The 22,291-nt window shown below is 62.2% G+C and carries 22 protein-coding genes; 10 read left to right on the plus strand and 12 right to left on the minus strand.

The annotated features are described in order from the left end of the window. Positions 1-99 precede the first annotated feature (99 nt). Positions 100-2,325, minus strand: a complete 2,226-nt coding sequence (locus ACTJJN_RS03415; RefSeq protein WP_143493791.1) for an NADP-dependent isocitrate dehydrogenase — start codon at positions 2,323-2,325, stop codon at positions 100-102. A 414-nt stretch (positions 2,326-2,739) separates the two neighbouring features. Between ACTJJN_RS03415 and icd the strand changes: the two genes are divergently transcribed. Beyond that, positions 2,740-3,996: an NADP-dependent isocitrate dehydrogenase gene (gene icd, locus ACTJJN_RS03420; protein WP_014755963.1), complete on the plus strand. Its 1,257-nt coding sequence runs from the start codon at positions 2,740-2,742 to the stop codon at positions 3,994-3,996. 71 nt (positions 3,997-4,067) lie between these two features. Here icd and cspD read toward each other — a convergent pair whose 3' ends face one another. Next, the gene (cspD, locus tag ACTJJN_RS03425) at positions 4,068-4,334 is read right to left on the minus strand and encodes a cold shock domain-containing protein CspD (RefSeq protein WP_012051825.1); all 267 of its coding nucleotides are present in this window, start codon (positions 4,332-4,334) and stop codon (positions 4,068-4,070) included. Between the two features lie 230 nt (positions 4,335-4,564). Here cspD and clpS point away from each other — a divergent pair, with 230 nt between their 5' ends. Further along, positions 4,565-4,927, plus strand: a complete 363-nt coding sequence (clpS, locus tag ACTJJN_RS03430) for an ATP-dependent Clp protease adapter ClpS (protein ID WP_003251220.1) — start codon at positions 4,565-4,567, stop codon at positions 4,925-4,927. 30 nt (positions 4,928-4,957) lie between these two features. After that, positions 4,958-7,228: an ATP-dependent Clp protease ATP-binding subunit ClpA gene (gene clpA, locus ACTJJN_RS03435; RefSeq protein ID WP_012051826.1), complete on the plus strand. Its 2,271-nt coding sequence runs from the start codon at positions 4,958-4,960 to the stop codon at positions 7,226-7,228. An 85-nt stretch (positions 7,229-7,313) separates the two neighbouring features. Here clpA and infA read toward each other — a convergent pair whose 3' ends face one another. From infA to aat, 3 genes are all read right to left on the minus strand, one after another. After that, on the minus strand, positions 7,314-7,532 hold the full coding sequence (gene infA, locus ACTJJN_RS03440; RefSeq protein ID WP_002553999.1) for a translation initiation factor IF-1: 219 nt from the start codon (positions 7,530-7,532) through the stop codon (positions 7,314-7,316). 101 nt (positions 7,533-7,633) lie between these two features. Continuing rightward, positions 7,634-8,341 (minus strand): arginyltransferase, encoded by a 708-nt coding sequence (locus ACTJJN_RS03445; RefSeq protein ID WP_003251215.1) that lies wholly within the window; start codon positions 8,339-8,341, stop codon positions 7,634-7,636. Positions 8,342-8,397: 56 nt separating this feature from the next. After that, complete coding sequence (gene aat, locus ACTJJN_RS03450; protein ID WP_003251213.1) at positions 8,398-9,078, minus strand: leucyl/phenylalanyl-tRNA--protein transferase; 681 nt, start codon at positions 9,076-9,078, stop codon at positions 8,398-8,400. A gap of 407 nt (positions 9,079-9,485) precedes the next feature. On the opposite strand from aat, the gene ACTJJN_RS03455 reads away from it, so the two are divergent. The 6 genes from ACTJJN_RS03455 (at position 9,486) to cysG (ending at position 17,085) form a co-directional block, all read left to right on the plus strand. Then, on the plus strand, positions 9,486-11,987 hold the full coding sequence (locus ACTJJN_RS03455; RefSeq protein ID WP_014859313.1) for a DNA translocase FtsK: 2,502 nt from the start codon (positions 9,486-9,488) through the stop codon (positions 11,985-11,987). A gap of 62 nt (positions 11,988-12,049) precedes the next feature. Beyond that, positions 12,050-12,673 carry an outer membrane lipoprotein chaperone LolA gene (gene lolA, locus ACTJJN_RS03460; RefSeq protein ID WP_017148218.1) on the plus strand — a complete coding sequence of 208 codons (624 nt, stop codon included), beginning with the start codon at positions 12,050-12,052 and terminating at the stop codon, positions 12,671-12,673. A gap of 12 nt (positions 12,674-12,685) precedes the next feature. Next, positions 12,686-14,011 carry a replication-associated recombination protein A gene (locus ACTJJN_RS03465; RefSeq protein WP_003251207.1) on the plus strand — a complete coding sequence of 442 codons (1,326 nt, stop codon included), beginning with the start codon at positions 12,686-12,688 and terminating at the stop codon, positions 14,009-14,011. Further along, entirely contained in the window at positions 14,008-14,382 is a 375-nt protein-coding gene (gene crcB, locus ACTJJN_RS03470) for a fluoride efflux transporter CrcB (RefSeq protein WP_003251205.1), read from the plus strand. Before ACTJJN_RS03465 ends, crcB begins: the two co-directional genes overlap by 4 nt. A gap of 30 nt (positions 14,383-14,412) precedes the next feature. Next, a complete protein-coding gene (gene serS, locus ACTJJN_RS03475; RefSeq protein ID WP_010954808.1) occupies positions 14,413-15,693 on the plus strand; it encodes a serine--tRNA ligase in 1,281 nt (426 codons plus the stop codon). Further along, the gene (gene cysG / locus ACTJJN_RS03480) at positions 15,694-17,085 is read left to right on the plus strand and encodes a siroheme synthase CysG (RefSeq protein WP_440780957.1); all 1,392 of its coding nucleotides are present in this window, start codon (positions 15,694-15,696) and stop codon (positions 17,083-17,085) included. A 105-nt stretch (positions 17,086-17,190) separates the two neighbouring features. On the opposite strand, the gene ACTJJN_RS03485 is transcribed toward cysG, so the two are convergent. The 7 genes from ACTJJN_RS03485 to ACTJJN_RS03515 form a co-directional block, all read right to left on the minus strand. Beyond that, on the minus strand, positions 17,191-18,150 hold the full coding sequence (locus tag ACTJJN_RS03485) for a glutathione S-transferase family protein (protein WP_004576098.1): 960 nt from the start codon (positions 18,148-18,150) through the stop codon (positions 17,191-17,193). Between the two features lie 94 nt (positions 18,151-18,244). Beyond that, a complete protein-coding gene (locus ACTJJN_RS03490) occupies positions 18,245-19,246 on the minus strand; it encodes a glycosyl transferase family protein (protein ID WP_010954805.1) in 1,002 nt (333 codons plus the stop codon). Beyond that, the gene (locus ACTJJN_RS03495) at positions 19,243-19,578 is read right to left on the minus strand and encodes a TusE/DsrC/DsvC family sulfur relay protein (protein ID WP_010954804.1); all 336 of its coding nucleotides are present in this window, start codon (positions 19,576-19,578) and stop codon (positions 19,243-19,245) included. Before ACTJJN_RS03495 ends, ACTJJN_RS03490 begins: the two co-directional genes overlap by 4 nt. Further along, positions 19,575-19,871 carry a sulfurtransferase complex subunit TusB gene (tusB, locus tag ACTJJN_RS03500; protein ID WP_003251193.1) on the minus strand — a complete coding sequence of 99 codons (297 nt, stop codon included), beginning with the start codon at positions 19,869-19,871 and terminating at the stop codon, positions 19,575-19,577. Before tusB ends, ACTJJN_RS03495 begins: the two co-directional genes overlap by 4 nt. Beyond that, positions 19,871-20,230 carry a sulfurtransferase complex subunit TusC gene (tusC, locus tag ACTJJN_RS03505; protein WP_010954803.1) on the minus strand — a complete coding sequence of 120 codons (360 nt, stop codon included), beginning with the start codon at positions 20,228-20,230 and terminating at the stop codon, positions 19,871-19,873. Before tusC ends, tusB begins: the two co-directional genes overlap by 1 nt. 1 nt (position 20,231) lies before the next feature. Next, complete coding sequence (gene tusD, locus ACTJJN_RS03510; protein ID WP_003251188.1) at positions 20,232-20,624, minus strand: sulfurtransferase complex subunit TusD; 393 nt, start codon at positions 20,622-20,624, stop codon at positions 20,232-20,234. Between the two features lie 95 nt (positions 20,625-20,719). Next, positions 20,720-22,099, minus strand: a complete 1,380-nt coding sequence (locus tag ACTJJN_RS03515) for a nucleobase:cation symporter-2 family protein (protein WP_003251186.1) — start codon at positions 22,097-22,099, stop codon at positions 20,720-20,722. On the opposite strand from ACTJJN_RS03515, the gene ACTJJN_RS03520 reads away from it, so the two are divergent. Continuing rightward, positions 22,090-22,266, plus strand: a complete 177-nt coding sequence (locus ACTJJN_RS03520; RefSeq protein ID WP_014755972.1) for a hypothetical protein — start codon at positions 22,090-22,092, stop codon at positions 22,264-22,266. The genes ACTJJN_RS03515 and ACTJJN_RS03520 overlap by 10 nt on opposite strands. Positions 22,267-22,291: the final 25 nt, after the last annotated feature.

The following is a 22,291-nucleotide window of genomic DNA, read 5'->3' on the forward strand; positions in this document are numbered from 1 at the left end:
GCGGGCTTGCCCGCGAAGGGCCGCAGAGCGGCCCCATTTTCCCAGAAAGCACAAACCCCGGTGCGTGGCCGGGGTTTGTGCTGTTACTTCAAGCGAACCTTACAGGGCAGCGATGGCGCTGTTCAGGGTCTGGCTTGGGCGCATCACCTTGGCGGTCAACTCGGCATCCGGGGCGTAGTAGCCGCCGATGTCGGCTGGCTTGCCCTGAACGGCGTTGAGCTCGGCGACGATGGTCGCTTCGTTCTCGGCCAGGGTTTTTGCCAGTGGTGCGAAGCGTGCCTGCAGGGCAGCGTCGTCCGTCTGAGCAGCCAGGGCTTCGGCCCAGTACAGGGTCAGGTAGAAGTGGCTGCCGCGGTTGTCGATACCGCCGACTTTGCGCGACGGCGACTTGTTGGTGTCGAGGAACTTGCCGGTAGCCTGGTCCAGGGTGTTGGCCAGAACCTTGGCGCGCGGGTTGTCGTAGGTGTTGCCCAGGTGCTCCAGGGAAGCGGCCAGGGCCAGGAATTCACCCAGCGAATCCCAACGCAGGAAGTTCTCTTCAACCAGCTGTTGCACGTGCTTCGGAGCCGAACCGCCGGCGCCGGTTTCGAACAGGCCACCGCCGCTCATCAGCGGTACGATCGACAGCATCTTGGCGCTGGTGCCCAGCTCCATGATCGGGAACAGGTCGGTCAGGTAGTCACGCAGCACGTTGCCGGTCACCGAGATGGTGTCCTTGCCTTCGCGGATGCGGGCCAGGGAGAACTTGATGGCGTCGACCGGTGCCAGGATGCGGATGTCCAGGCCGGTGGTGTCGTGATCTTTCAGGTACTTCTGCACCTTCTCGATCATGACGCCGTCGTGGGCGCGAGCCGGGTCCAGCCAGAACACCGCCGGGGTGTTGCTCAGGCGGGCACGGTTGACGGCCAGCTTGACCCAGTCCTGGATCGGCGCGTCTTTGGTCTGGCACATACGGAAGATGTCACCGGCTTCGACGTTCTGCTCCAGCACCACGTTGCCCTTGCCATCGACTACACGAACCACGCCGTCAGCCTTGACCTGGAAGGTCTTGTCGTGGGAGCCATACTCTTCGGCTTTTTGCGCCATCAGGCCAACGTTCGGCACGCTGCCCATGGTGGTCGGGTCGAAGGCACCGTTGACCTTGCAGTCTTCGATGGTGGCCTGGTAGATGCCGGCGTAGCAGCGGTCCGGGATCACGGCCTTGGCGTCTTGCAGTTCGCCTGCGGTGTTCCACATCTTGCCCGAGTCACGGATCATGGCCGGCATCGAGGCGTCGACGATCACGTCGCTCGGCACGTGCAGGTTGGTGATGCCTTTGTCGGAGTTGACCATGGCCAGGGCCGGGCGCTCGGCGTACAGGGCCTGGATATCGGCTTCGATCTCGGCCTGCTTGTCGGCTGGCAGGTCCTTGATGCGGGCGTACAGGTCGCCGATACCGTTGTTGGCGTTGAAGCCTACTTCGGCCAGGGCAGCGGCGTGCTTGGTCAGCACGTCGTTGTAGAATTCTTCGACGATGACGCCGAACATGATCGGGTCGGAGACCTTCATCATGGTGGCTTTCAGGTGCACCGACAGCAGCACGCCAGCGGCCTTGGCATCGGCGATCTGCTCGGCGATGAAGGCTTTCAGGGCCTTGCGGCTCATGGTGGCGCAGTCGATGACTTCAGCGGCTTTGACGGCGGTTTTTTCTTTCAGCACGGTGGTGCTGCCGTCTTTGCCGACCAGCTCGATGCGCAGGCTGTCGTCAGCTTCGATCAGCGCGGCCTTTTCGCTGCCGTAGAAGTCGCCTTGAGTCATGTGGGCAACGTGCGACTTGGAGTCGGCGGCCCAGGCACCCATCTTGTGTGGGTGCTTGCGGGCGTAGTTCTTGACCGACAGCGGCGCGCGGCGGTCGGAGTTGCCTTCGCGCAGCACCGGGTTCACGGCGGAACCCTTGATGCGGTCGTAGCGGGCACGGGATTCTTTTTCTTCCGCGGTGGCCGGCTCGTCGGCGTAGTCAGGGATGTTGAAGCCCTTGCCTTGCAGTTCCTTGATCGCGGCTTTGAGCTGCGGTACCGAGGCGCTGATGTTCGGCAGCTTGATGATGTTGGCTTCAGGGGTGGTAGCCAGCTGGCCCAGTTCCGCCAGGTGATCGCCTACTTGCTTCTCTGCGCCCAGTTGCTCCGGGAAGGCGGCAAGGATACGGCCAGCCAGGGAGATGTCGCGAGTTTCGACAGCGATGTCAGCCGAAGCGGTGAACGCTTCGATGATCGGCAGCAGCGAGTAAGTGGCGAGGGCGGGGGCTTCGTCGGTGAAGGTATAGATGATCTTGGAACGGGTGGGCATGCGGGTTAACTCTCTGTGTGCTGAGCGTGCTCGAGTCTCGTGGTGCGCAGGGTAGGCGCATCGCCCTGGCAGCGCCATGAGCGGAAAGTCGAGAGGCTGCGAGCGGTGATGGTGGATGCATCAGTCGAGCGTCAAGTGCTGAGCTGCGGTAACAACCCAGGCTTTATGGCCATTCATGGCCTAGGGCGGTCCGCATTTTCCTGGGATTCGCCCCGATGACCCTTCGGTCGCGGCGGAGTATACCAAACCATTCGGGCTAATCAGCAAGGCCAAGTGATATCGGCCCATTTATAAGACCAAAGACTAAGCGGCAATGCGGCGGGTTGTCGCATGCCTTGCAGGTCGGCAGATGTGGTTTAGGCTCAGTGGATCGCACAATGTCCAAACCACACCCGACAGCGGAGTAGTGCAAGCATGGGATACCAGAAAATCAAGGTTCCGACCGACGGCAGCAAGATCACCGTCAATGCAGATCATTCGCTCAACGTGCCTGATCATCCGATCATTCCTTACATTGAAGGCGACGGGATCGGCGTCGATGTTTCGCCGGTAATGATCAAGGTGGTCGATGCCGCCGTGGAGAAGGCCTACGGCGGCAAGCGCAAGATCGCCTGGATGGAGGTATACGCTGGCGAGAAAGCCACCCAGGTGTATGACCAGGATACCTGGCTGCCGCAGGAAACCCTCGATGCCGTGCGTGATTACGTGGTGTCGATCAAGGGCCCGCTGACCACCCCCGTCGGTGGCGGCATCCGCTCACTCAACGTGGCCCTGCGCCAGCAACTGGACCTGTATGTATGCCTGCGGCCGGTGCTGTGGTTCCAGGGTGTACCGAGCCCGGTGAAAAAGCCGGGCGACGTCGACATGGTGATCTTCCGCGAGAACTCCGAAGACATCTATGCCGGCATCGAGTGGAAGGCCGGCTCGCCCGAGGCGAACAAGGTGATCAAGTTTCTCAAGGAGGAAATGGGGGTCACCAAGATCCGCTTCGACCAGGATTGCGGTATCGGCGTCAAACCGGTGTCGAAGGAAGGTACCAAGCGTCTGGTGCGCAAGGCCCTGCAATATGTGGTGGATAACGACCGCGAATCACTGACCCTGGTGCACAAGGGCAACATCATGAAATTCACCGAGGGTGCCTTCAAGGACTGGGGGTACGAGGTGGCGCGTGACGAGTTCGGCGCTGAGCTGCTCGATGGCGGCCCTTGGATGAAGTTCAAGAACCCCAAGACCGGTCGCGAGGTCATCGTCAAGGACGCCATCGCCGACGCCATGCTGCAGCAGATCCTGCTGCGCCCTGCCGAGTACGATGTGATCGCCACCCTCAACCTCAATGGTGACTACCTGTCCGATGCCCTGGCGGCGGAAGTGGGCGGTATCGGCATTGCCCCGGGCGCCAACCTGTCCGACACCGTGGCCATGTTCGAGGCCACTCACGGCACGGCGCCCAAGTATGCCGGGCAGGACAAGGTCAACCCGGGCTCGGTGATCCTCTCGGCAGAGATGATGCTGCGCCACATGGGTTGGACCGAGGCCGCCGACCTGATCATCAAGGGCACCAATGGCGCCATTGCGGCCAAGACCGTGACCTACGATTTCGAGCGGTTGATGGAAGGCGCCAAGCTGGTAAGCAGCTCAGGCTTTGGCGATGAAATGATCAAACACATGTAAGGCAACAGAAAACCGGCCGTCTCCTGTAAAGAGGCGGCCGGTTTTTTCGTCTATCGGCACAGCGCAGGCAGTCAGGCTTTTGCAGTTTCGCTTTGCGGCTCACCCACGGGTCTGGCAGCCTCTGCCGCGGCGGCCGCAGCATCTTTGATTTCAACGGCGTGCAAGCCTTTGGGGCCCTGGACGATGTCGAATACCACGGCCTGGCCAGCCTTCAGGGTCTTGTATCCGTCCATTCGGATGGCGGAATAATGGGCGAACAGGTCATCGGATTTACCTTCCTCATTGATGAATCCATAGCCCTTGGCATTGTTGAACCACTTGACTTTACCGCTTGCCATCCCTATGTCCCTCTGCAAAGGACTCCATCACTGGAGTATCATCCACTTCATCCGCATACGAACCTTGCGAAAAATCTGGTTGACTGCGCGGATCTTTATCGACCACGGTGGGTTCTTATTGGTTGTAACACCGTTTTGCCGATAGTCAAGGTCACGCGGCGCCTGCGCTGGCGGTGGCCTGTGCAGTCAACCCGCAACCTTAACCTGACGCTCATGATGAAATTCTTTCCATGCATGCACCTAGTGAGATTCGACTAACATTCAATCAGGATCGCCCGCAATCGAATGAGGACGACGGCTCAGGTCTTGCAGTTCAGGAAGCCAAGCCGATCCTGCAGGCGCCACCGATGTACAAGGTGGTTTTGTTCAACGATGACTACACACCAATGGATTTCGTCGTCGAAGTGCTCGAGACGTTCTTCAGTCTGAACCGCGAGCTGGCGACCAAGATCATGCTGACTGTCCATACCGAGGGGCGGGCAGTGTGCGGATTGTTTACCCGTGACATCGCCGAAACAAAGGCCATGCAGGTCAACCAATACGCCAGGGAAAGCCAGCATCCGCTACTCTGTGAAATCGAGAAGGACGGTTAATCGCCGACCACTTGGGTATGAGGTGAAGCTATGTTAAACCGCGAGCTCGAAGTCACCCTCAATCTTGCCTTCAAGGAGGCCCGTTCGAAGCGTCATGAGTTCATGACCGTCGAGCATCTGCTGCTGGCACTCCTTGACAATGAGGCTGCCGCGACCGTTCTGCGCGCCTGTGGCGCCAATCTCGACAAGCTCAAGCATGACCTGCAAGAGTTCATCGACTCCACCACGCCGTTGATCCCTGTCAACGACGAAGACCGTGAAACCCAGCCAACCCTGGGCTTCCAGCGCGTGCTGCAGCGTGCCGTGTTCCACGTGCAAAGCTCTGGCAAGCGCGAAGTGACCGGCGCCAACGTGCTGGTGGCGATCTTCAGCGAACAGGAAAGCCAGGCCGTGTTCCTGCTCAAGCAGCAGAGCGTGGCCCGTATCGACGTGGTCAACTACATCGCCCATGGCATCTCCAAGGTGCCAGGGCATGGTGCGCAATCTGAAAGCGACCAGGACATGCAGGACGAAGAGGGCGGCGAAACCTCCTCTTCGAGCAACCCGCTGGACGCCTACGCCAGCAACCTGAACGAGCTGGCCCGTGCCGGCCGTATCGACCCGCTGGTCGGTCGCGAGCAGGAAGTGGAACGCGTGGCGCAAATCCTGGCCCGTCGGCGCAAGAACAACCCGCTGCTGGTGGGTGAGGCTGGCGTGGGCAAGACGGCCATCGCCGAAGGCCTGGCCAAGCGCATCGTCGATGGTCAGGTGCCTGACCTGCTGGCGCAGAGCGTGGTGTACTCCCTCGATCTGGGCGCCTTGCTGGCCGGTACCAAATACCGTGGTGACTTCGAGAAGCGCTTCAAGGCGCTGCTCGGTGAGCTGCGCAAGCGTCCGCAGGCCATCCTGTTCATCGACGAAATTCACACGATCATCGGTGCTGGTGCGGCGTCGGGCGGGGTGATGGATGCCTCCAACCTGCTCAAGCCGCTGCTGTCGTCGGGTGAAATCCGCTGCATCGGTTCGACCACGTTCCAGGAGTTTCGCGGCATCTTCGAGAAGGACCGTGCCCTGGCGCGTCGCTTCCAGAAGGTGGATGTCAGCGAGCCATCGGTCGAAGACACCGTGGGCATTCTGCGCGGCCTGAAAGGGCGTTTCGAAAGCCACCACAACATCGAGTACAGCGACGAAGCCTTGCGCGCCGCCGCCGAACTGGCTTCGCGCTACATCAACGACCGGCACATGCCTGACAAGGCCATTGATGTGATCGACGAGGCTGGGGCCTACCAGCGCCTGCAGCCAGAGGCCAATCGCGTCAAGCGCATCGATGTGCCGCAAGTGGAGGACATCGTCGCAAAGATTGCGCGAATTCCGCCGAAGCACGTCACCAGTTCCGACAAGGAGCTGCTGCGTAACCTTGAGCGCGACCTGAAACTGACCGTGTTTGGCCAAGACCAGGCAATCGACTCGCTGGCCACCGCGATCAAGCTGTCCCGTGCAGGCCTCAAGTCGCCAGACAAGCCGGTGGGTTCGTTCCTGTTCGCCGGCCCTACCGGCGTCGGCAAGACCGAAGCGGCGCGGCAACTGGCCAAGGCGCTGGGTGTGGAGTTGGTGCGTTTCGACATGTCTGAGTACATGGAGCGTCACACCGTGTCGCGTTTGATTGGTGCGCCGCCGGGTTATGTTGGTTTTGACCAGGGTGGCTTGTTGACCGAGGCGATCACCAAGCAGCCGCACTGCGTATTGTTGCTCGATGAAATCGAGAAGGCCCACCCGGAAGTCTTCAATCTGCTGCTGCAGGTGATGGACCACGGTACCTTGACCGACAACAACGGGCGCAAGGCCGACTTCCGTAACGTGATCCTGATCATGACCACCAACGCCGGTGCAGAAACCGCGGCGCGGGCGTCGATCGGCTTCACTCATCAGGACCACGCGTCCGATGCCATGGAAGTGATCCGCAAGAGCTTCACGCCAGAGTTCCGCAACCGTCTGGATACCATCATCCAGTTTGGCCGCCTGAGCACGGAGACGATCAAAAGCATCGTCGACAAGTTCCTTATCGAATTGCAGGCGCAACTGGAAGACAAGCGTGTGCTGCTGGAAGTCAGCGATGAAGCGCGCGGTTGGCTGGCGGTTTCGGGCTATGACGTGCAGATGGGTGCGCGGCCAATGGCGCGGCTGATCCAGGACAAGATCAAGCGGCCGCTGGCCGAGGAGATCCTGTTTGGCGAGCTGGCCGAGCATGGTGGCGTGGTGCATGTCGACCTGCGCGATGGCGAACTGGTGTTCGACTTCGAAACCACCGCTGAGGTCGCGTGATGTGCAGGGGCTGCCTTGCAGCCCCTGCAGTTTCAAAAGGCACAAAAAAGCCCGGCACCTGGCCGGGCTTTTTCATGGCTTGAGTTTAGCGCGCACGGTAGGTGATGCGGCCCTTGCTCAGGTCGTACGGCGTCAGTTCGACGCGGACCTTGTCGCCAGTGAGAATACGGATGTAGTTCTTGCGCATCTTTCCGGAGATGTGCGCGGTTACGACGTGCCCGTTTTCCAACTCCACGCGGAACATGGTGTTGGGCAGGGTGTCGACGACAGTACCTTCCATTTCGAAGCTGTCTTCTTTCGACATGCAGTTGAGCCCTCGGATCCAGTGTTAGCCCGACGCATATCCGCACCGGGCAAAAAAGTGGCGTGGATTATGCCGGAAAACTGCGTGTCAAGCCAATGCTTTCAGTTGAGGGTGACCCAGCGCTGGTTTATCAGCAGCTCGATTGGTCGGTACTGCGTCTTGTAGTTCATCTTCTTGCAGTTCTTGATCCAGTAGCCTAGGTAAACCGCCTCCAGGTTCTGGCGCAGCGCTTCGGTGATCTGCCAGAGAATGGCGAAACGGCCAAGGCTGCGGCGCTCCTCGTCCGGCTCGTAGAAGGTGTATACCGCTGACAGGCCATTGGGCAGCAGGTCGCACACTGCCACCGCCATCAACCGGCCTTCCAGGCGAAATTCGTAGAACCAGCAGAACGGCAGGTCGCGTACCAGGAAGGTGGAAAACTGATCGCGGCTGGGCGGGTACATGTCGCCATCGGCGTGGCGCGTTTCGATATAGCGCCGGTACAGCTCGAAGTACTCTTCCTTGAACGCCGGACGCGCTGCGGTTACGGTCAGGTCGGCGTTACGTTTGAGTATGCGACGCTGCTGGCGGTTGGGGATGAAACGCGCCGCCGGGATGCGCGCCGGCACGCAGGCGTTGCAGTTCTGGCAGTGTGGGCGGTACAGGTGGTCGCCACTGCGGCGAAAGCCCATTTCCGACAAATCGGCGTACACGTGCACGTCCATCGGCTGGCTGGGGTCGAGGAACAGCGTGGTCGCCTGCTCCTCCGGCAGGTAGCTGCAGGAGTGGGGCTGAGTGGCATAGAACTTCAACCGCGCCAACTCTGTCATGATCAACCCCTTCGGTGAGACTTTGTTTTAAGTGTAAGCCAGCTACGGGAACTCGCCTAGGCAACCCATGAAGCACTGTTGGGTTGGTCAAGGTGGCGTGCCAGGTAGCTGGCGAACTCGGCACGGCTGATGGCGTGGGCGCCCAGGCTGTGCAGGTGGTTGGTCGGCATCTGGCAGTCGATAAGCACGAAGCCGGCGTCTCTCAGGTGGTTGACCAAGGTCACGAAGCCGACCTTGGAGGCGTTGTCGGCGCGGCTGAACATCGATTCGCCAAAGAACAGCTGGCCCATGGCGAGGCCGTACAGGCCCCCGACCAGTTCGCCGTCCTGGCGAACTTCGACCGAATGGGCGATGCCACGGCGGTGCAGCTCGCAGTAGGCGTTGCGCATGGTGTCGGTGATCCAGGTGCCGTCAGCGTAGTCGCGAGGCGCGGCGCAGGCGGCGATCACGGCCGGGAAGTCGGTGTCGAAGCTGACCTGGTAGCGGCCTTGGCGCATCAGCTTGGCCAGCGAGCGTGACACATGTAGTTGGTCAGGCAACAACACCGTGCGCGGGTCGGGTGACCACCACAGGATCGGTTGGCCGTCCTGGTACCACGGGAAGCAGCCATGGCGATACGCCTGCACCAGGCGCTCGGGGCTCAGGTCACCGCCGGCGGCCAGTAGGCCGTTGGGGTCGTGCAGCGCCTTTTCCAGGGGCGGGAAGGTCAGCGAGTCGCGGGTCAGCCAGGTGAGCATGGTCTATCGTGCGGTGGGGGAGGGGAGAGGGCAGCATGGCTTGGGTCAAAAGCGGGGTCAATCTCTTTGGGTGCCTCAAAGCCTGCGCGGTAACCTGCACAAGCTACCCCCTACAGGGAGGTGAGGCCGTTTTGCGGCAATTCAGGGCAATTTCCTACACATTCATCCAACCGCAGGCACCATCCGCTACATTTGCTGTCACACCTGTGCAAAAACACAGCATAAGCCTTTGTCACAAAAGAAAATGCATGCTCAAATTGCAGCTATATGAATTCGCCCCCGGCCAAACCCCCATACGGCGTGCCGCCATGGCGGCTGGCGGGCAGTAATGTTAAAAGTAGTGGTTCGTTGGTCGCGCAGCGGCCGATCACTATTGGACGCGCACCACGCGCAGGAATAGACGCGTTTTGAAGAAATCCACCGCAACTCCAGCTCCATTGCCTGTGCCACTGTGGCGGCAGCAGCTGCATTATCGCCTCAAGGAAGGTGCGTTGATCGCTGTCGGCGCGCTGTGCCTGTACCTGTGGATGGCGCTGCTGACCTACGATACGTCGGACCCGGGCTTCAGCCACACCAGCAACGTCGACCAGGTGCAGAATGCGGCCGGGCGTGCCGGTGCCTACTTCGCCGACATCCTGTTCATGGTGCTGGGTTACTTCGCCTATATTTTCCCGCTGCTGCTGGCGGTCAAGACCTGGCAGATTTTCCGCGAACGCCACCAGCCGTGGGATTGGAGCGGCTGGCTGTTCTCCTGGCGGCTGATTGGCCTGGTGTTCCTGGTGCTGTCGGGGGCAGCGCTGGCGCATATCCACTTCCACCCGCCCGCCAGCCTGCCGTTCTCCGCCGGTGGTGCACTGGGCGAAAGCCTGGGCGACCTGGCGCGCAACCTGCTGAACGTGCAGGGCAGCACGCTGATGTTCATTGCCCTGTTCCTGTTCGGCCTGACCGTCTTCACCGACCTGTCGTGGTTCAAGGTGATGGACCTGACCGGCAAGATCACCCTCGACCTGTTCGAACTGGTGCAGGGGGCTGCCACCCGCTGGTGGGAAGCGCGCAACGAGCGCAAGCGCCTCGAGGCACAGCTGCGCGAGGATGAACCGGTGTTCAAGGCCGCGCCGATGGCTGCCGAGAAGCGCGAGCCGGCCAAACCGTCACTGCGCGAGCGCATCCTCAAGCGTGAAGAGCCACCCGCTCAGCCGGTCGAGCCACGTGAGCCAACCCTTGCACGCGAACCGATTGTGCCGCCACGTGAAACGGCGCCTGAGGCATTGGCGCCGCGTGAAACCGTGGTGCCCCGTCAGCAGCACGCAGCGCCCACCATTGTGCCGCCTTCAGCCGCCAAGGCGCCGGAGCCGAGCAAGCGGGCGATGAAGGAAAAGCAGGCGCCGCTGTTTGTCGACAGCGCCGTGGAAGGCACCTTGCCCTCGATTTCCATCCTCGACCCGGCCGAACAGAAAAAGATCGAGTATTCGCCAGAATCCCTGGCCGGCGTCGGTCAGTTGCTGGAAATCAAGCTCAAGGAGTTCGGTGTGGAAGTGGCGGTGGATTCCATCCACCCCGGCCCGGTGATTACCCGTTATGAAATCCAGCCGGCCGCCGGCGTGAAGGTCAGCCGCATCGCCAACCTGGCCAAGGACCTGGCGCGTTCGCTGGCCGTGACCAGTGTGCGAGTGGTTGAGGTCATCCCTGGCAAGACCACGGTAGGTATCGAGATACCCAACGAAAACCGCCAGATGGTGCGCTTCTCCGAAGTGCTGGCCACGCCGCAGTACGACGAGCAGAAATCGCCTGTCACGCTGGCGCTGGGCCACGACATCGGCGGCAAGCCGGTGATCACTGACCTGGCCAAGATGCCACACCTGTTGGTGGCCGGTACTACCGGCTCCGGTAAGTCGGTGGGTGTGAACGCGATGATTTTGTCGATCCTGTTCAAGTCCAGCCCGGAAGACGCGCGGCTGATCATGATCGACCCGAAAATGCTTGAACTGTCGATCTACGAAGGCATCCCGCACTTACTGTGCCCGGTGGTCACCGACATGAAGGACGCCGCCAACGCCCTGCGCTGGAGCGTGGCGGAGATGGAGCGGCGCTACAAACTGATGGCGGCCATGGGCGTGCGTAACCTGGCCGGTTTCAACCGCAAGATCAAGGACGCCCAGGAAGCGGGCGAAATCATCCATGACCCGCTGTATCGCCGTGAGAGCATGGACGATGAGCCACCTGCGCTGAAAACCTTGCCGACCATCGTGGTGGTGGTGGACGAATTCGCCGACATGATGATGATCGTCGGCAAGAAGGTCGAAGAGCTGATCGCCCGTATCGCGCAGAAGGCACGGGCGGCCGGTATTCACCTGATCCTCGCCACCCAGCGCCCGTCGGTGGACGTGATCACCGGCCTGATCAAGGCCAACATTCCGACCCGTATGGCGTTCCAGGTGTCGAGCAAGATCGACTCGCGTACCATCATCGACCAGGGCGGTGCCGAACAGCTGCTGGGCCATGGCGACATGCTGTACATGCCGCCGGGCACCAGCCTGCCGATCCGGGTGCACGGCGCATTCGTGTCCGACGACGAAGTGCACCGCACGGTCGAGGCGTGGAAGCTGCGTGGCGCCCCGGACTACAACGACGACATCCTCAACGGCGTCGAAGAAGCCGGTAGCGGCTTTGATGGCGGCGGCGGCGGTGGCGAGGGTGACGATGCCGAAACCGACGCCCTGTATGATGAGGCGGTGCAATTCGTGCTTGAGAGCCGTCGCGCCTCCATTTCTGCCGTGCAACGCAAGCTGAAGATCGGCTACAACCGTGCCGCGCGCATGATCGAGTCGATGGAGATGGCCGGCGTTGTCACCCCGATGAACAGCAACGGCTCGCGGGAAGTGATAGCCCCGGGCGGCCCGCGCGACTGATGAACACCCTGCCGGGTGCCAACGGTGGCGCCCGGCCTTTTCAACGCTCAATGAGGATTCCCATGCGCGCGATTCGCATGCTGTTGGTTTCTGCCCTTACCCTGGGCTCGGTTACTGCTTATGCCGGTGAGCAAGACGTACAACGCCTGACCCAGTTACTGGAAAAGTCGCAGACCATCGAGGCCAACTTCTCCCAGCTGACCCTGGGCGCCGATGGCACCAGCCTGCAGGAAACCTCGGGCAAGATGACGGTCAAGCGCCCTGGCCTGTTCTACTGGCACACCGATGCACCGCAGGAGCAGGTGGTGGTGTCGGACGGCAAGAACGTCACCCTGTGGGACCCGGACCTGGAGCAGGTCACCATCAAGAAGCTCGACGTGCGCCTGAACCAGACCCCGGCGCTGCTGCTGTCAGGGGATGTGTCGAAGATCAGCCAGAGCTTCGACATCGCCTCGAAGGAGCAGGGTGAGGTGATGGACTTCACCCTCAAGCCAAAGACCAAGGACACGTTGTTCGACTCGCTGCGCGTGTCGTTCCGCAAAGGCCTGATCAATGACATGCAGCTGATCGACAGCGTCGGCCAGCGCACCAACATCCTGTTCAATGGCGTCAAGGCCAACCAGGCGGTGCCGGACAGCAAGTTCAAGTTCGACATCCCCAAAGGCGCGGACGTGATCAAGGAGTAACCAGAGCTCGCCATGGACCTGTTTCGAAGCGAACCTGTCGCCCAGCCCCTGGCCGCCCGTCTGCGCCCGTCCAGCCTGGATGAGTACGTCGGCCAGGAGCACCTGCTGGCGCGCGGTAAACCGCTGCGCGAAGCGCTGGAACAAGGTGCGCTGCACTCGATGATCTTCTGGGGGCCGCCCGGGGTCGGCAAGACCACGCTGGCGCGGTTGCTGGCGCAGTTCTGCGATGCGCACTTCGAAACGGTGTCGGCGGTGCTGGCCGGGGTGAAAGAGATTCGCCAGGCGGTGGAGGTGGCCAAACAGCAGGCTGGCCAATATGGCCGTCGCACCATCCTGTTCGTTGACGAGGTGCACCGTTTCAACAAGTCGCAGCAGGACGCGTTTTTGCCCTATGTCGAGGACGGCACCCTGCTGTTCATCGGTGCCACCACCGAAAACCCGTCGTTCGAGCTGAACAACGCGCTGCTGTCGCGGGCGCGGGTGTATGTGCTCAAGAGCCTGGACGAAGCGGCCCTGCGCAAGCTGGTCAACCGTGCGCTGACGGAAGCGCGTGGCCTGGGCAAGCGCAACCTGCGGGTGGGCGACGACGCCTTCAAGATGCTGATGGCCGCCGCCGACGGCGATGGCCGGCGCATGCTCAACTTCCTTGAGAACGCCTCGGACCTGGCTGAAGACGGCAGCGAGATCGACGTCGAGATGCTACAGAGCCTGCTGGGTGACAGTCGCCGCCGCTTCGACAAGGGCGGCGAGGCGTTTTACGACCAGATATCCGCGCTGCACAAGTCGGTGCGCGGCTCCAACCCCGATGGCGCCCTGTACTGGTTTGCACGTATGCTCGACGGCGGCTGCGATCCGTTGTACATCGCCCGCCGCGTGGTGCGCATGGCCAGCGAAGACATCGGCAACGCCGACCCGCGTGCGCTTAGCCTGTGCCTGGCAGCCTGGGATGTGCAGGAGCGCCTTGGCAGCCCCGAGGGCGAGTTGGCGGTGGCACAGGCCATCACCTACCTGGCCTGTGCACCCAAGAGCAACGCGGTGTACGTGGGGTTCAAGACCGCCCTGCGCGAAGCGGCCGAGCATGGTTCGCTGGAGGTGCCGTTGCACCTGCGCAATGCCCCGACCAAGCTGATGAAGCAGTTGGGCTATGGCGACGAGTACCGCTATGCCCACGATGAACCTGACGCCTACGCCGCCGGTGAGGATTACTTCCCCGACGAGCTGGAACCGCGCCAGTACTATCAGCCGGTGCCCCGTGGCCTGGAACTGAAAATTGGCGAGAAGCTGCGCCATCTGGCCGACCTCGACCGCAACAGCCCCCGCCAGCGGAGAAAACCGTGATTGCACTCATCGCCGCGGTCAGCGCGGGTGGTATTGCCGGCACCTTGTTGCGCTTTGCTACCACCAACTGGGTAGCGGCCCACTGGCCACGGCACTTCTATGCCGGTACGCTGGCGGTCAACCTGGTTGGCTGCCTGCTGATCGGCTTGCTCTATGGCTTGTTCTTGCACAAGCCGCTGGCGCCGGTCGAACTGCGCGCCGGCCTGATTGTCGGCTTCCTCGGGGGCCTGACGACCTTTTCCTCCTTCTCGCTCGATACCGTGCGCCTGATGGAAAGCGGGCAAGTGCCCCTTGCCTTGGGCTATACCAGTATCAGCGTAGTGGGCGGGCTGCTCGCAACCTGGGCTGGCCTGTCCCTGACCCGATTCTGAACCAACACCTACACATAACGAGAGAACGATATGCTCGATTCCAAACTGTTACGCGGCCAACTTCAGGAAGTGGCGGATCGCCTGGCCTCCCGTGGCTTCAGCCTGGATGTCGCGCGCATCGAATCACTGGAAGAGCGCCGCAAGGCGGTGCAGACCCGCACCGAACAGCTGCAGGCTGAGCGTAACGCCCGTTCCAAGTCCATCGGCCAGGCCAAGGCCAAGGGTGAAGACATCGCCCCGCTGATGGCGGACGTCGAGCGCATGGCCAACGAACTGGCCGCCGGCAAGGCTGAGCTGGACGCCATTCAGGCCGAGCTGGATGGCATCCTGCTGACCATCCCCAACCTGCCGGACGCCAGCGTGCCGGTCGGCGCCAGTGAAGACGACAACGTCGAAGTGCGCCGTTGGGGCACGCCGAAGGCGTTCGACTTCGAAATCAAGGACCATGTGGCCCTCGGTGAAATCAGCGGTGGCCTGGACTTCGAAGCGGCTGCCAAGCTGTCCGGTGCCCGTTTTGCTGTGCTGCGTGGTCCGGTTGCCCGTCTGCACCGCGCCCTGGCGCAGTTCATGATCAACCTGCACACCGGCGAACATGGCTACGAGGAACACTACACCCCGTACATGGTGCAGGCGCCCGCGCTGCAGGGCACTGGCCAGTTGCCGAAGTTTGAGGAAGACCTGTTCAAGATCACCCGCGAAGGCGAGGCTGACTTCTACCTGATCCCGACCGCCGAAGTGTCGCTGACCAACCTGGTGGCGGGTGAAATTCTCGACGCCAAGCAGCTGCCGCTCAAACTGGTTGCCCACACCCCTTGCTTCCGCAGCGAAGCCGGCGCTTCTGGCCGTGACACCCGCGGCATGATCCGCCAGCACCAGTTCGACAAAGTCGAGATGGTGCAGGTGGTAGAGCCGTCCAAGTCGATGGAAGCCCTGGAAGGCCTGACCGCCAACGCCGAGCGCGTGCTGCAGTTGCTTGAGTTGCCATACCGCGTGCTGGCCCTGTGCACTGGCGACATGGGCTTTGGTGCGGTGAAAACCTACGACCTGGAAGTGTGGGTGCCAAGCCAGGACAAGTACCGCGAAATCAGCTCGTGCTCCAACTGTGGTGACTTCCAGGCGCGCCGCATGCAGGCTCGCTGGCGTAACCCGGAAACCGGCAAGCCAGAGCTGGTACACACGCTCAACGGCTCCGGTCTGGCCGTAGGCCGTACCCTGGTGGCTGTGCTGGAGAACTACCAGCAGGCCGACGGTTCGATCCTGGTGCCGGAAGTGCTGAAGCCTTACATGGGCGGCGTCGAGGTCATCCGCTAAATGGATTACCTGCCGCTGTTCCACAAGCTGCAGGGCGGCCGCGTGCTGGTCGTCGGTGGCGGTGAGATCGCCTTGCGCAAGGCGCGCCTGCTGGCCGATGCCGGCGGCGTGCTGCGCGTGGTGGCGCCGGACGTCGACGGCCAGTTGGCCGCGTTGGCCCGGGAAGGTGGCGGTGAGGTGCTGGTGCGTGGCTATCAGGCAGCCGACCTGGTCGGTTGCCGGCTGGTGATCGCGGCCACCGACGACCCTGGGCTGAATGCCCAGGTGTCGGCTGATGCGCAGGCCCTTAGCGTCCCGGTCAATGTGGTGGATGCGCCAGCCCTGTGTACGGTGATCTTCCCGGCGATCGTAGACCGCTCGCCGCTGGTAATTGCGGTTTCCAGCGGCGGTGACGCCCCGGTACTGGCGCGCCTGATTCGCGCCAAGCTCGAGGCTTGGATCCCTTCGGCCTATGGTGAACTGGCCGGGCTGGCGGCACGCTTCCGGCACAAGGTCAAATCCCTGTACCCGGACGTCAACCAGCGTCGTGGCTTCTGGGAAACCGTGTTCCAGGGGCCGATCGCCGAGCGTCAGCTGGCCGGGCAGGGTGCTGAAGCCGAACGTCTGTTGCAGGCGATGGTGGACGGCGCACCGGTGCAGCAGGGCGGTGAGGTGTACTTGGTTGGTGCCGGCCCGGGTGATCCGGACTTGCTGACCTTCCGTGCCTTGCGCCTGATGCAGCAGGCCGACGTGGTGCTGTACGACCGCCTGGTCGCACCCGCCATCATCGATATGTGTCGTCGTGATGCCGAGCGCATCTATGTAGGCAAGCGCCGCGCTGATCATTCAGTGCCGCAGGACCAGATCAACCGCCTGTTGGTCGATCTGGCTTGGCAGGGCAAGCGGGTGCTGCGCCTGAAGGGTGGCGACCCGTTCATCTTCGGCCGGGGCGGCGAAGAGATCGAAGAGCTGGCCGAGCATGGCATTCCGTTCCAGGTGGTGCCGGGCATTACCGCGGCCAGCGGCTGCTCGGCGTATGGCGGCATTCCGCTGACTCACCGCGACTATGCCCAGTCGGTGCGCTTCGTTACCGGGCACCTCAAGGACGGCACAAGCAACCTGCCGTGGACTGACCTGGTGGCGCCGGCGCAGACCTTGGTGTTCTACATGGGGTTGGTGGGCTTGCCGACCATCTGTGCCGAGCTGATTCGCCACGGGCGTGCCGCGAGTACCCCGGCGGCGTTGGTGCAGCAGGGGACCACGCGTAATCAGCGCGTGTTCACCGGCACCTTGGCGGACTTGCCAGACCTGGTGGCCCAGCACGAGGTGCATGCGCCGACCCTGGTGATTGTGGGGGAGGTGGTGCAGTTGCGTGACAAGCTGGCCTGGTTCGAAGGTTCGCAGAACAGCTGAAATCGTGGGGGCCGCTTTGTGGCCCATCGCACATGCCCCAGGCATTGCAAGGTCCTTGTGTGTGGGCCTTGTGTCGCGATGGGCTGCAAAGCAGCCCCGGCTTTCTCAAGCCTGCCAAATCCCTTTGCCCACCAACCGCTCTCGATCATGCGGCAAGCCAAAGTCCTGCAAAGGCCCTTTAGGCACAATCCCGTTCGGGTTGATGGTCTTGTGGCTCATGTAATAGTGCTTCTGGATATGCTCCATGTTCACCGTGCCCGCCACCCCAGGCCACTGGTACAGCTCACGCAGCCAGTTCGACAGGTTGTGGTAGTCGCTCAGGCGGCGCAGGTTGCACTTGAAGTGCCCGTGGTACACCGCATCGAAGCGCACCAGTGTAGTGAACAGGCGTACATCAGCCTCGGTCAGGTACTCACCCGCCAGGTAGCGATTGCGGCCTAGCAAGGCTTCCAGGTAATCCAGCTCGTTGAACACGTCGTCGAAGGCAGCCTCATAAGCGTCTTGCGTGGTAGCAAAGCCTGCGCGGTACACGCCGTTGTTCACCGCGGGGTAGATACGTGCGTTCAGTGCTTCGATGGTCGGGCGCAGCGATGCGGGGTAAAGGTCCAGGGTATTGCCGGTCAGCTCGTTGAATGCGCTGTTGAAAATGCGGATGATTTCTGCCGACTCATTGTTGACGATGCGCTTCTCTTTCTTGTCCCACAGTACAGGCACCGTCACGCGTCCTGTGTAGTGCGGGTCATCCTGGGTGTAGCGCTGGTGCAGGTACTGCAGGGCGTCTAGGTGGTCCCCGCTGGAGCCTTGCTGCTGATCGAAGGTCCAGCCATGGTCCTGCATCAGCCAGCTGACCACCGACACGTCGATCAACGGCTCCAGGCCTTTCAGCGCGCGAAAGATCAGGGTGCGGTGGGCCCATGGGCAGGCCAGCGACACGTACAGGTGGTAGCGGCCGGCCTCGGGGGCGGGCAACTGATTGCGGCGCTGGGCATTCTCCCGCTTGAACGTGCCGTCCTTGCCGTTTTCATACCACTGGTCGTGCCAGCGGCCGTCGATCAATAGGCCCATTGTGAGCTCCTGAAACAAAGTTGTTTGTCGTTGGAGCCCAGTCTAGGCCAAATCGTTCGAAGAAATAACGCAAAGATCGCGGTTCTATTATCGGCTAAATCGATCTATTTCGAGTGTCCCAGTAGCCTTGCGCTGTGACGAACGCCTGCTCGCGGTGCTGTCCCAAGCCACGCAGGGCCAGCGCCATGGTCGCAATCAGGGCCTTCTCGCCATAACTGTCTTCCACTTCGCCACGCCAGAACGCCAGCAAGTGTTCTGCCTGCAGGCTGGGCGGCTTGACATGGCGACGTTCGCTCAGCGCTGGCCACTCTTCATCCCACGCCTCACCCGCCGTGGTGCCGTAGAGATGGCTGATGACATCGGGATTGACCTCGATTTCGCCGCCATCACCCTTGATCACCACGGCATGGTCGCCCAGCAAGCGGCTGGCTTCGCGGTGCACGGCCTGGTAACCGGGGTGAAAGATGCTCTGCAATCCACAGCGAGCGCCCAGCGGGTTGAGCACTCGCGCCAGCGAGTGGATGGGCGAGCGCAGGCCCAGGGTGTTGCGCAGGTCGATCATGCGTTGCAGCTGCGGCGCCCAGTCGTGCAGCGGGAAGAATGCCAGCTGGTGCTGGTCCAGCGCGTTGCCGACGGCGGCCCAGTCGCGGCACAGCGGAATCTGCAGCAGGTCGAGCAGTTGTTCTGTATACATACGCCCGGCAGTGTGTGCGCCGCCGCCGTGCATCAGAATGCGCACGCCATTGTTGGCCAGGCACTTGGCGGCCAGCAGGTACCAGGGCAGGTGACGCTTCTTGCCGGCGTACGTGGGCCAGTCCAGGTCAACGGCGATGCGCGGCGCCTGCAGGTGGGCGCGCAAGGCCTCGGTGAAGCCGGCCAGCTCTTCGGCGCTTTCTTCCTTGTGCCGCAGCAGCATGAGAAAGGCACCGAGCTGGGTGTCTTCGACCTTGCCTTCCAGCAGCAGGGTCATGGCTGCACGGGCCTCCTCGCGGGTCAGGCCACGCGCGCCGCGCTTGCCTTTGCCGAGAATGCGCACGAATTCGGCGAACGGGTGTTCGGCGGGGGTTTCCAGAGTGAGCGGACGAGGTTCAGTCATATGCAGTTGGTCGGCTTGGGCAGGCCCGCCAGCTTGGCGGCAAGTTTGGCGGGGGTGCCGTTGAACAGGCGGTTAAGGTGCGGGCTGTTGCCCTTTTCAGGGCCCAGCTTGAGGGCTGTGTACTTGATCAGCGGGCGGGTGGCCGGAGACAGCTGGTATTCCTGGTAGAACTGACGGAGCAGTTCGAGGATTTCCCAGTGGTCCGCCGTCAACGGGATACCCTCGCGCTTGGCCAACGCCTCGGCGGCGTCGTGGGACCAATCTTGCAGGTCGACCAGGAAGCCATCCTTGTCCAGGGCGATCACCTGATCGCCAACGGTGAGCGTATTCATAGCCAGCTGTTGACCTTGTCGTATTGCAGCGACAGTTCGACGAACCCGGCGTAGTCCACGGCCTTTGCCAGGTCGTTGCCGACCGCGCGGGCCTGTACATCCTCGTCCAGGGCGAACAGGCGCTGGGCCAGGCCGGCGGCTTGCAGATGGCCATGCGGCTCGCTGCCGCTGCGCAGGGCATACACGGCATCGCCGCACAGCAGCAGGGCATCTTCGGCACCGAGCAGGCGCAGGCAACTGGCCAGGCGCTCGTCGCCAAACGGGGAATGGGCAATTACATGCAGGGTCTTCATCAGAGCGTTATCACCTGGTCGAAACGGGCTATCAGCGCGGTCAGCGCTGCGTCATCGAGCACTTGCACCGGCAGCGCCAGGGTCTCGGCTGCCAGGCCACGGCGGGCCAGGCTGTGGTTGCAGGCGAACAGTTCTTCGACACCGAACATCGGCAGCGCCTGCAGGTTGGCGGCCAGGTTCTTCTGTTGCACGGCGGCGGGTTGCTGGTCCGGCGCGAGCTGGAACACACCATCGTCGAGGAACAGCATGCCCAACGGCAGGTCGAACGCGCCGCCGGCCAGGGCGATGTCCAGCGCCTCGCGGGCAGAGGGGCCATTCCACGGTGCCTGACGGCTGATGATCAACAAAGACTTGGCCATATCAGTCGCCTCCGAAGCAGACAAGACGATCGGCCACTTGCGCGGCCTCGTGCAGCTGGCCCAGCCCCGACAGTTCCCAGGGCTTGGGCAGGTTCACGGCCGGGCGCTGGTAGCGGTTGGCCTCGGCTTCGTCGAGCACGCCACGGCGCAGGGCGGCGGCGATACACACCACGGCGTCCAGCTGATGGGTCTGTATGAACGTGCGCCACTGGCCAGCCACGTCCAGTTCGTCCTGGGGGGCGACGACGTTGGCCGAGGCACTGTGCACCCCGTCCTGATAGAAGAACAGTCGGGCAATCTCATGCCCGCCGGCCAGCACCGCCTCGGCGAAGCGCAGGGCGCGTCGCGAAGAGGGCGCATGGGCCGGGGAGAACACCGCGATAGCGAATTTCATGGCTAACTCATGCAAAGGAATGGTGCCATGATAAAGCAAAAAAGCCCGCACCCGCTTGTGCAAGCGGGTGCGGGCTTATCATTCAATCTCCAGGTTCAAGCCTGCTCCTTGCCCTCCGGCAAGAACCAGTTCAGCACCAGCGCACAAATCCCCCCGGTAGCCACACCCGACTCCAGCACGTTGCGAATCGCCGCCGGCATGTGCGCCAGGAATTCCGGCACCTGCGCCACGCCCAGCCCCAGCGCCAACGACACCGCAATAATCAGCAGCGCCCGACGGTCCAGCCGGGTGCTGGCCAGAATATTGATCCCCGACGCCGCAACCGCGCCAAACATGACCATCGCCGCGCCGCCCAGCACCGGCTCCGGCACGGCCTGAATCACCCCGGCAACACTCGGGAACAGACCCAGCAACACCAGCATCACGGCAATCCACATACCGATATGACGGCTGGCAATACCGGTCAGCTGAATCACCCCGTTGTTCTGGGCAAAGATCGAGCTAGGGAAGGTGTTGAACAGGCCGGCCAGCAGCGAGTTGGCGCCGTTGACCAGCACGCCCCCCTTGATCCGCTGCATCCACACTGGCCCTTCGACCGGCTGGCGCGACACCTTGCTGGTGGCGGTAACGTCACCGATGGCTTCCAGCGAGGTGACCAGGTAAATCACCAGCATCGGAATGAACAGCGCCCACGAGAAGCCCAGGCCAAAGTGCAGTGGTGTCGGCACCTGGAACAGCGCGGCCTCGTGCATGCCGGTAAAGTCCAGGCGGCCCAGGAAACCGGCCAGCGCATAGCCGACCGCGAGGGCGATGACGATGGCGCAGCTGCGCATCCACACCACCGGGATACGGTTGAGAACGACGATGATCGCCAATACCACGCCCGACATCAGCAGGTTTTCGCCATTGGCAAAGGTGCCATTGGCCATGGCACCAAAGCCGCCTCCCATGCTGATCAGGCCGACCTTGATCAGTGTCAGGCCGATCATCAACACCACGATGCCAGTCACCAGCGGGGTGATCAGGCGTTTGACGAAGGGCAGGATGCGCGACACGCCCATCTCGACGAACGAGCCTGCGATTACCACACCAAAAATGGCCGCCATTACGCCCTCAACCGGCGTACCTTGCTTGACCATCAGCGCACCGCCGGCAATCAGCGGGCCGACGAAGTTGAAGCTGGTGCCCTGAACGATCAGCAGCCCCGCGCCAAATGGGCCGAAGCGTTTGCACTGGACGAAGGTGGCGATACCCGAGATCACCAGCGACATCGAAACGATCAAATTGGTATCACGTGCAGATACGCCCAGCGCCTGGCAGATCAGCAGGCCAGGGGTGACGATAGGTACGATGATCGCCAGCAGGTGCTGCAGGGCTGCCAACAGGCCGATCAACAGCCGTGGCTTGTCCTCCAGACCAAGCACCAGTTCATTGGCAGGCGCCGCTGCGCCTGGGCTGTGTTCGTGTGAGCTCATTGCTGAAAGCCGCCCCGGAAGAAAAAAGGAGCGCATTCTACGGGGTGATGAAAGATAGCGGTAGAGAAAAGCAGGATGGCGACATGATCGGCGACCATTTGCCTGGTTATCTGACTTTTTGGTCAGTTATTGCGGTTGCCGGCATAATTGGCTCGAAACTGATGTAGGAGCGAGCTTGCTCGCGATGCGCTG

The sequence above is a fragment of the Pseudomonas sp. 22515 genome (assembly GCF_052044625.1).
Classification (GTDB): domain Bacteria; phylum Pseudomonadota; class Gammaproteobacteria; order Pseudomonadales; family Pseudomonadaceae; genus Aquipseudomonas; species Aquipseudomonas alloputida.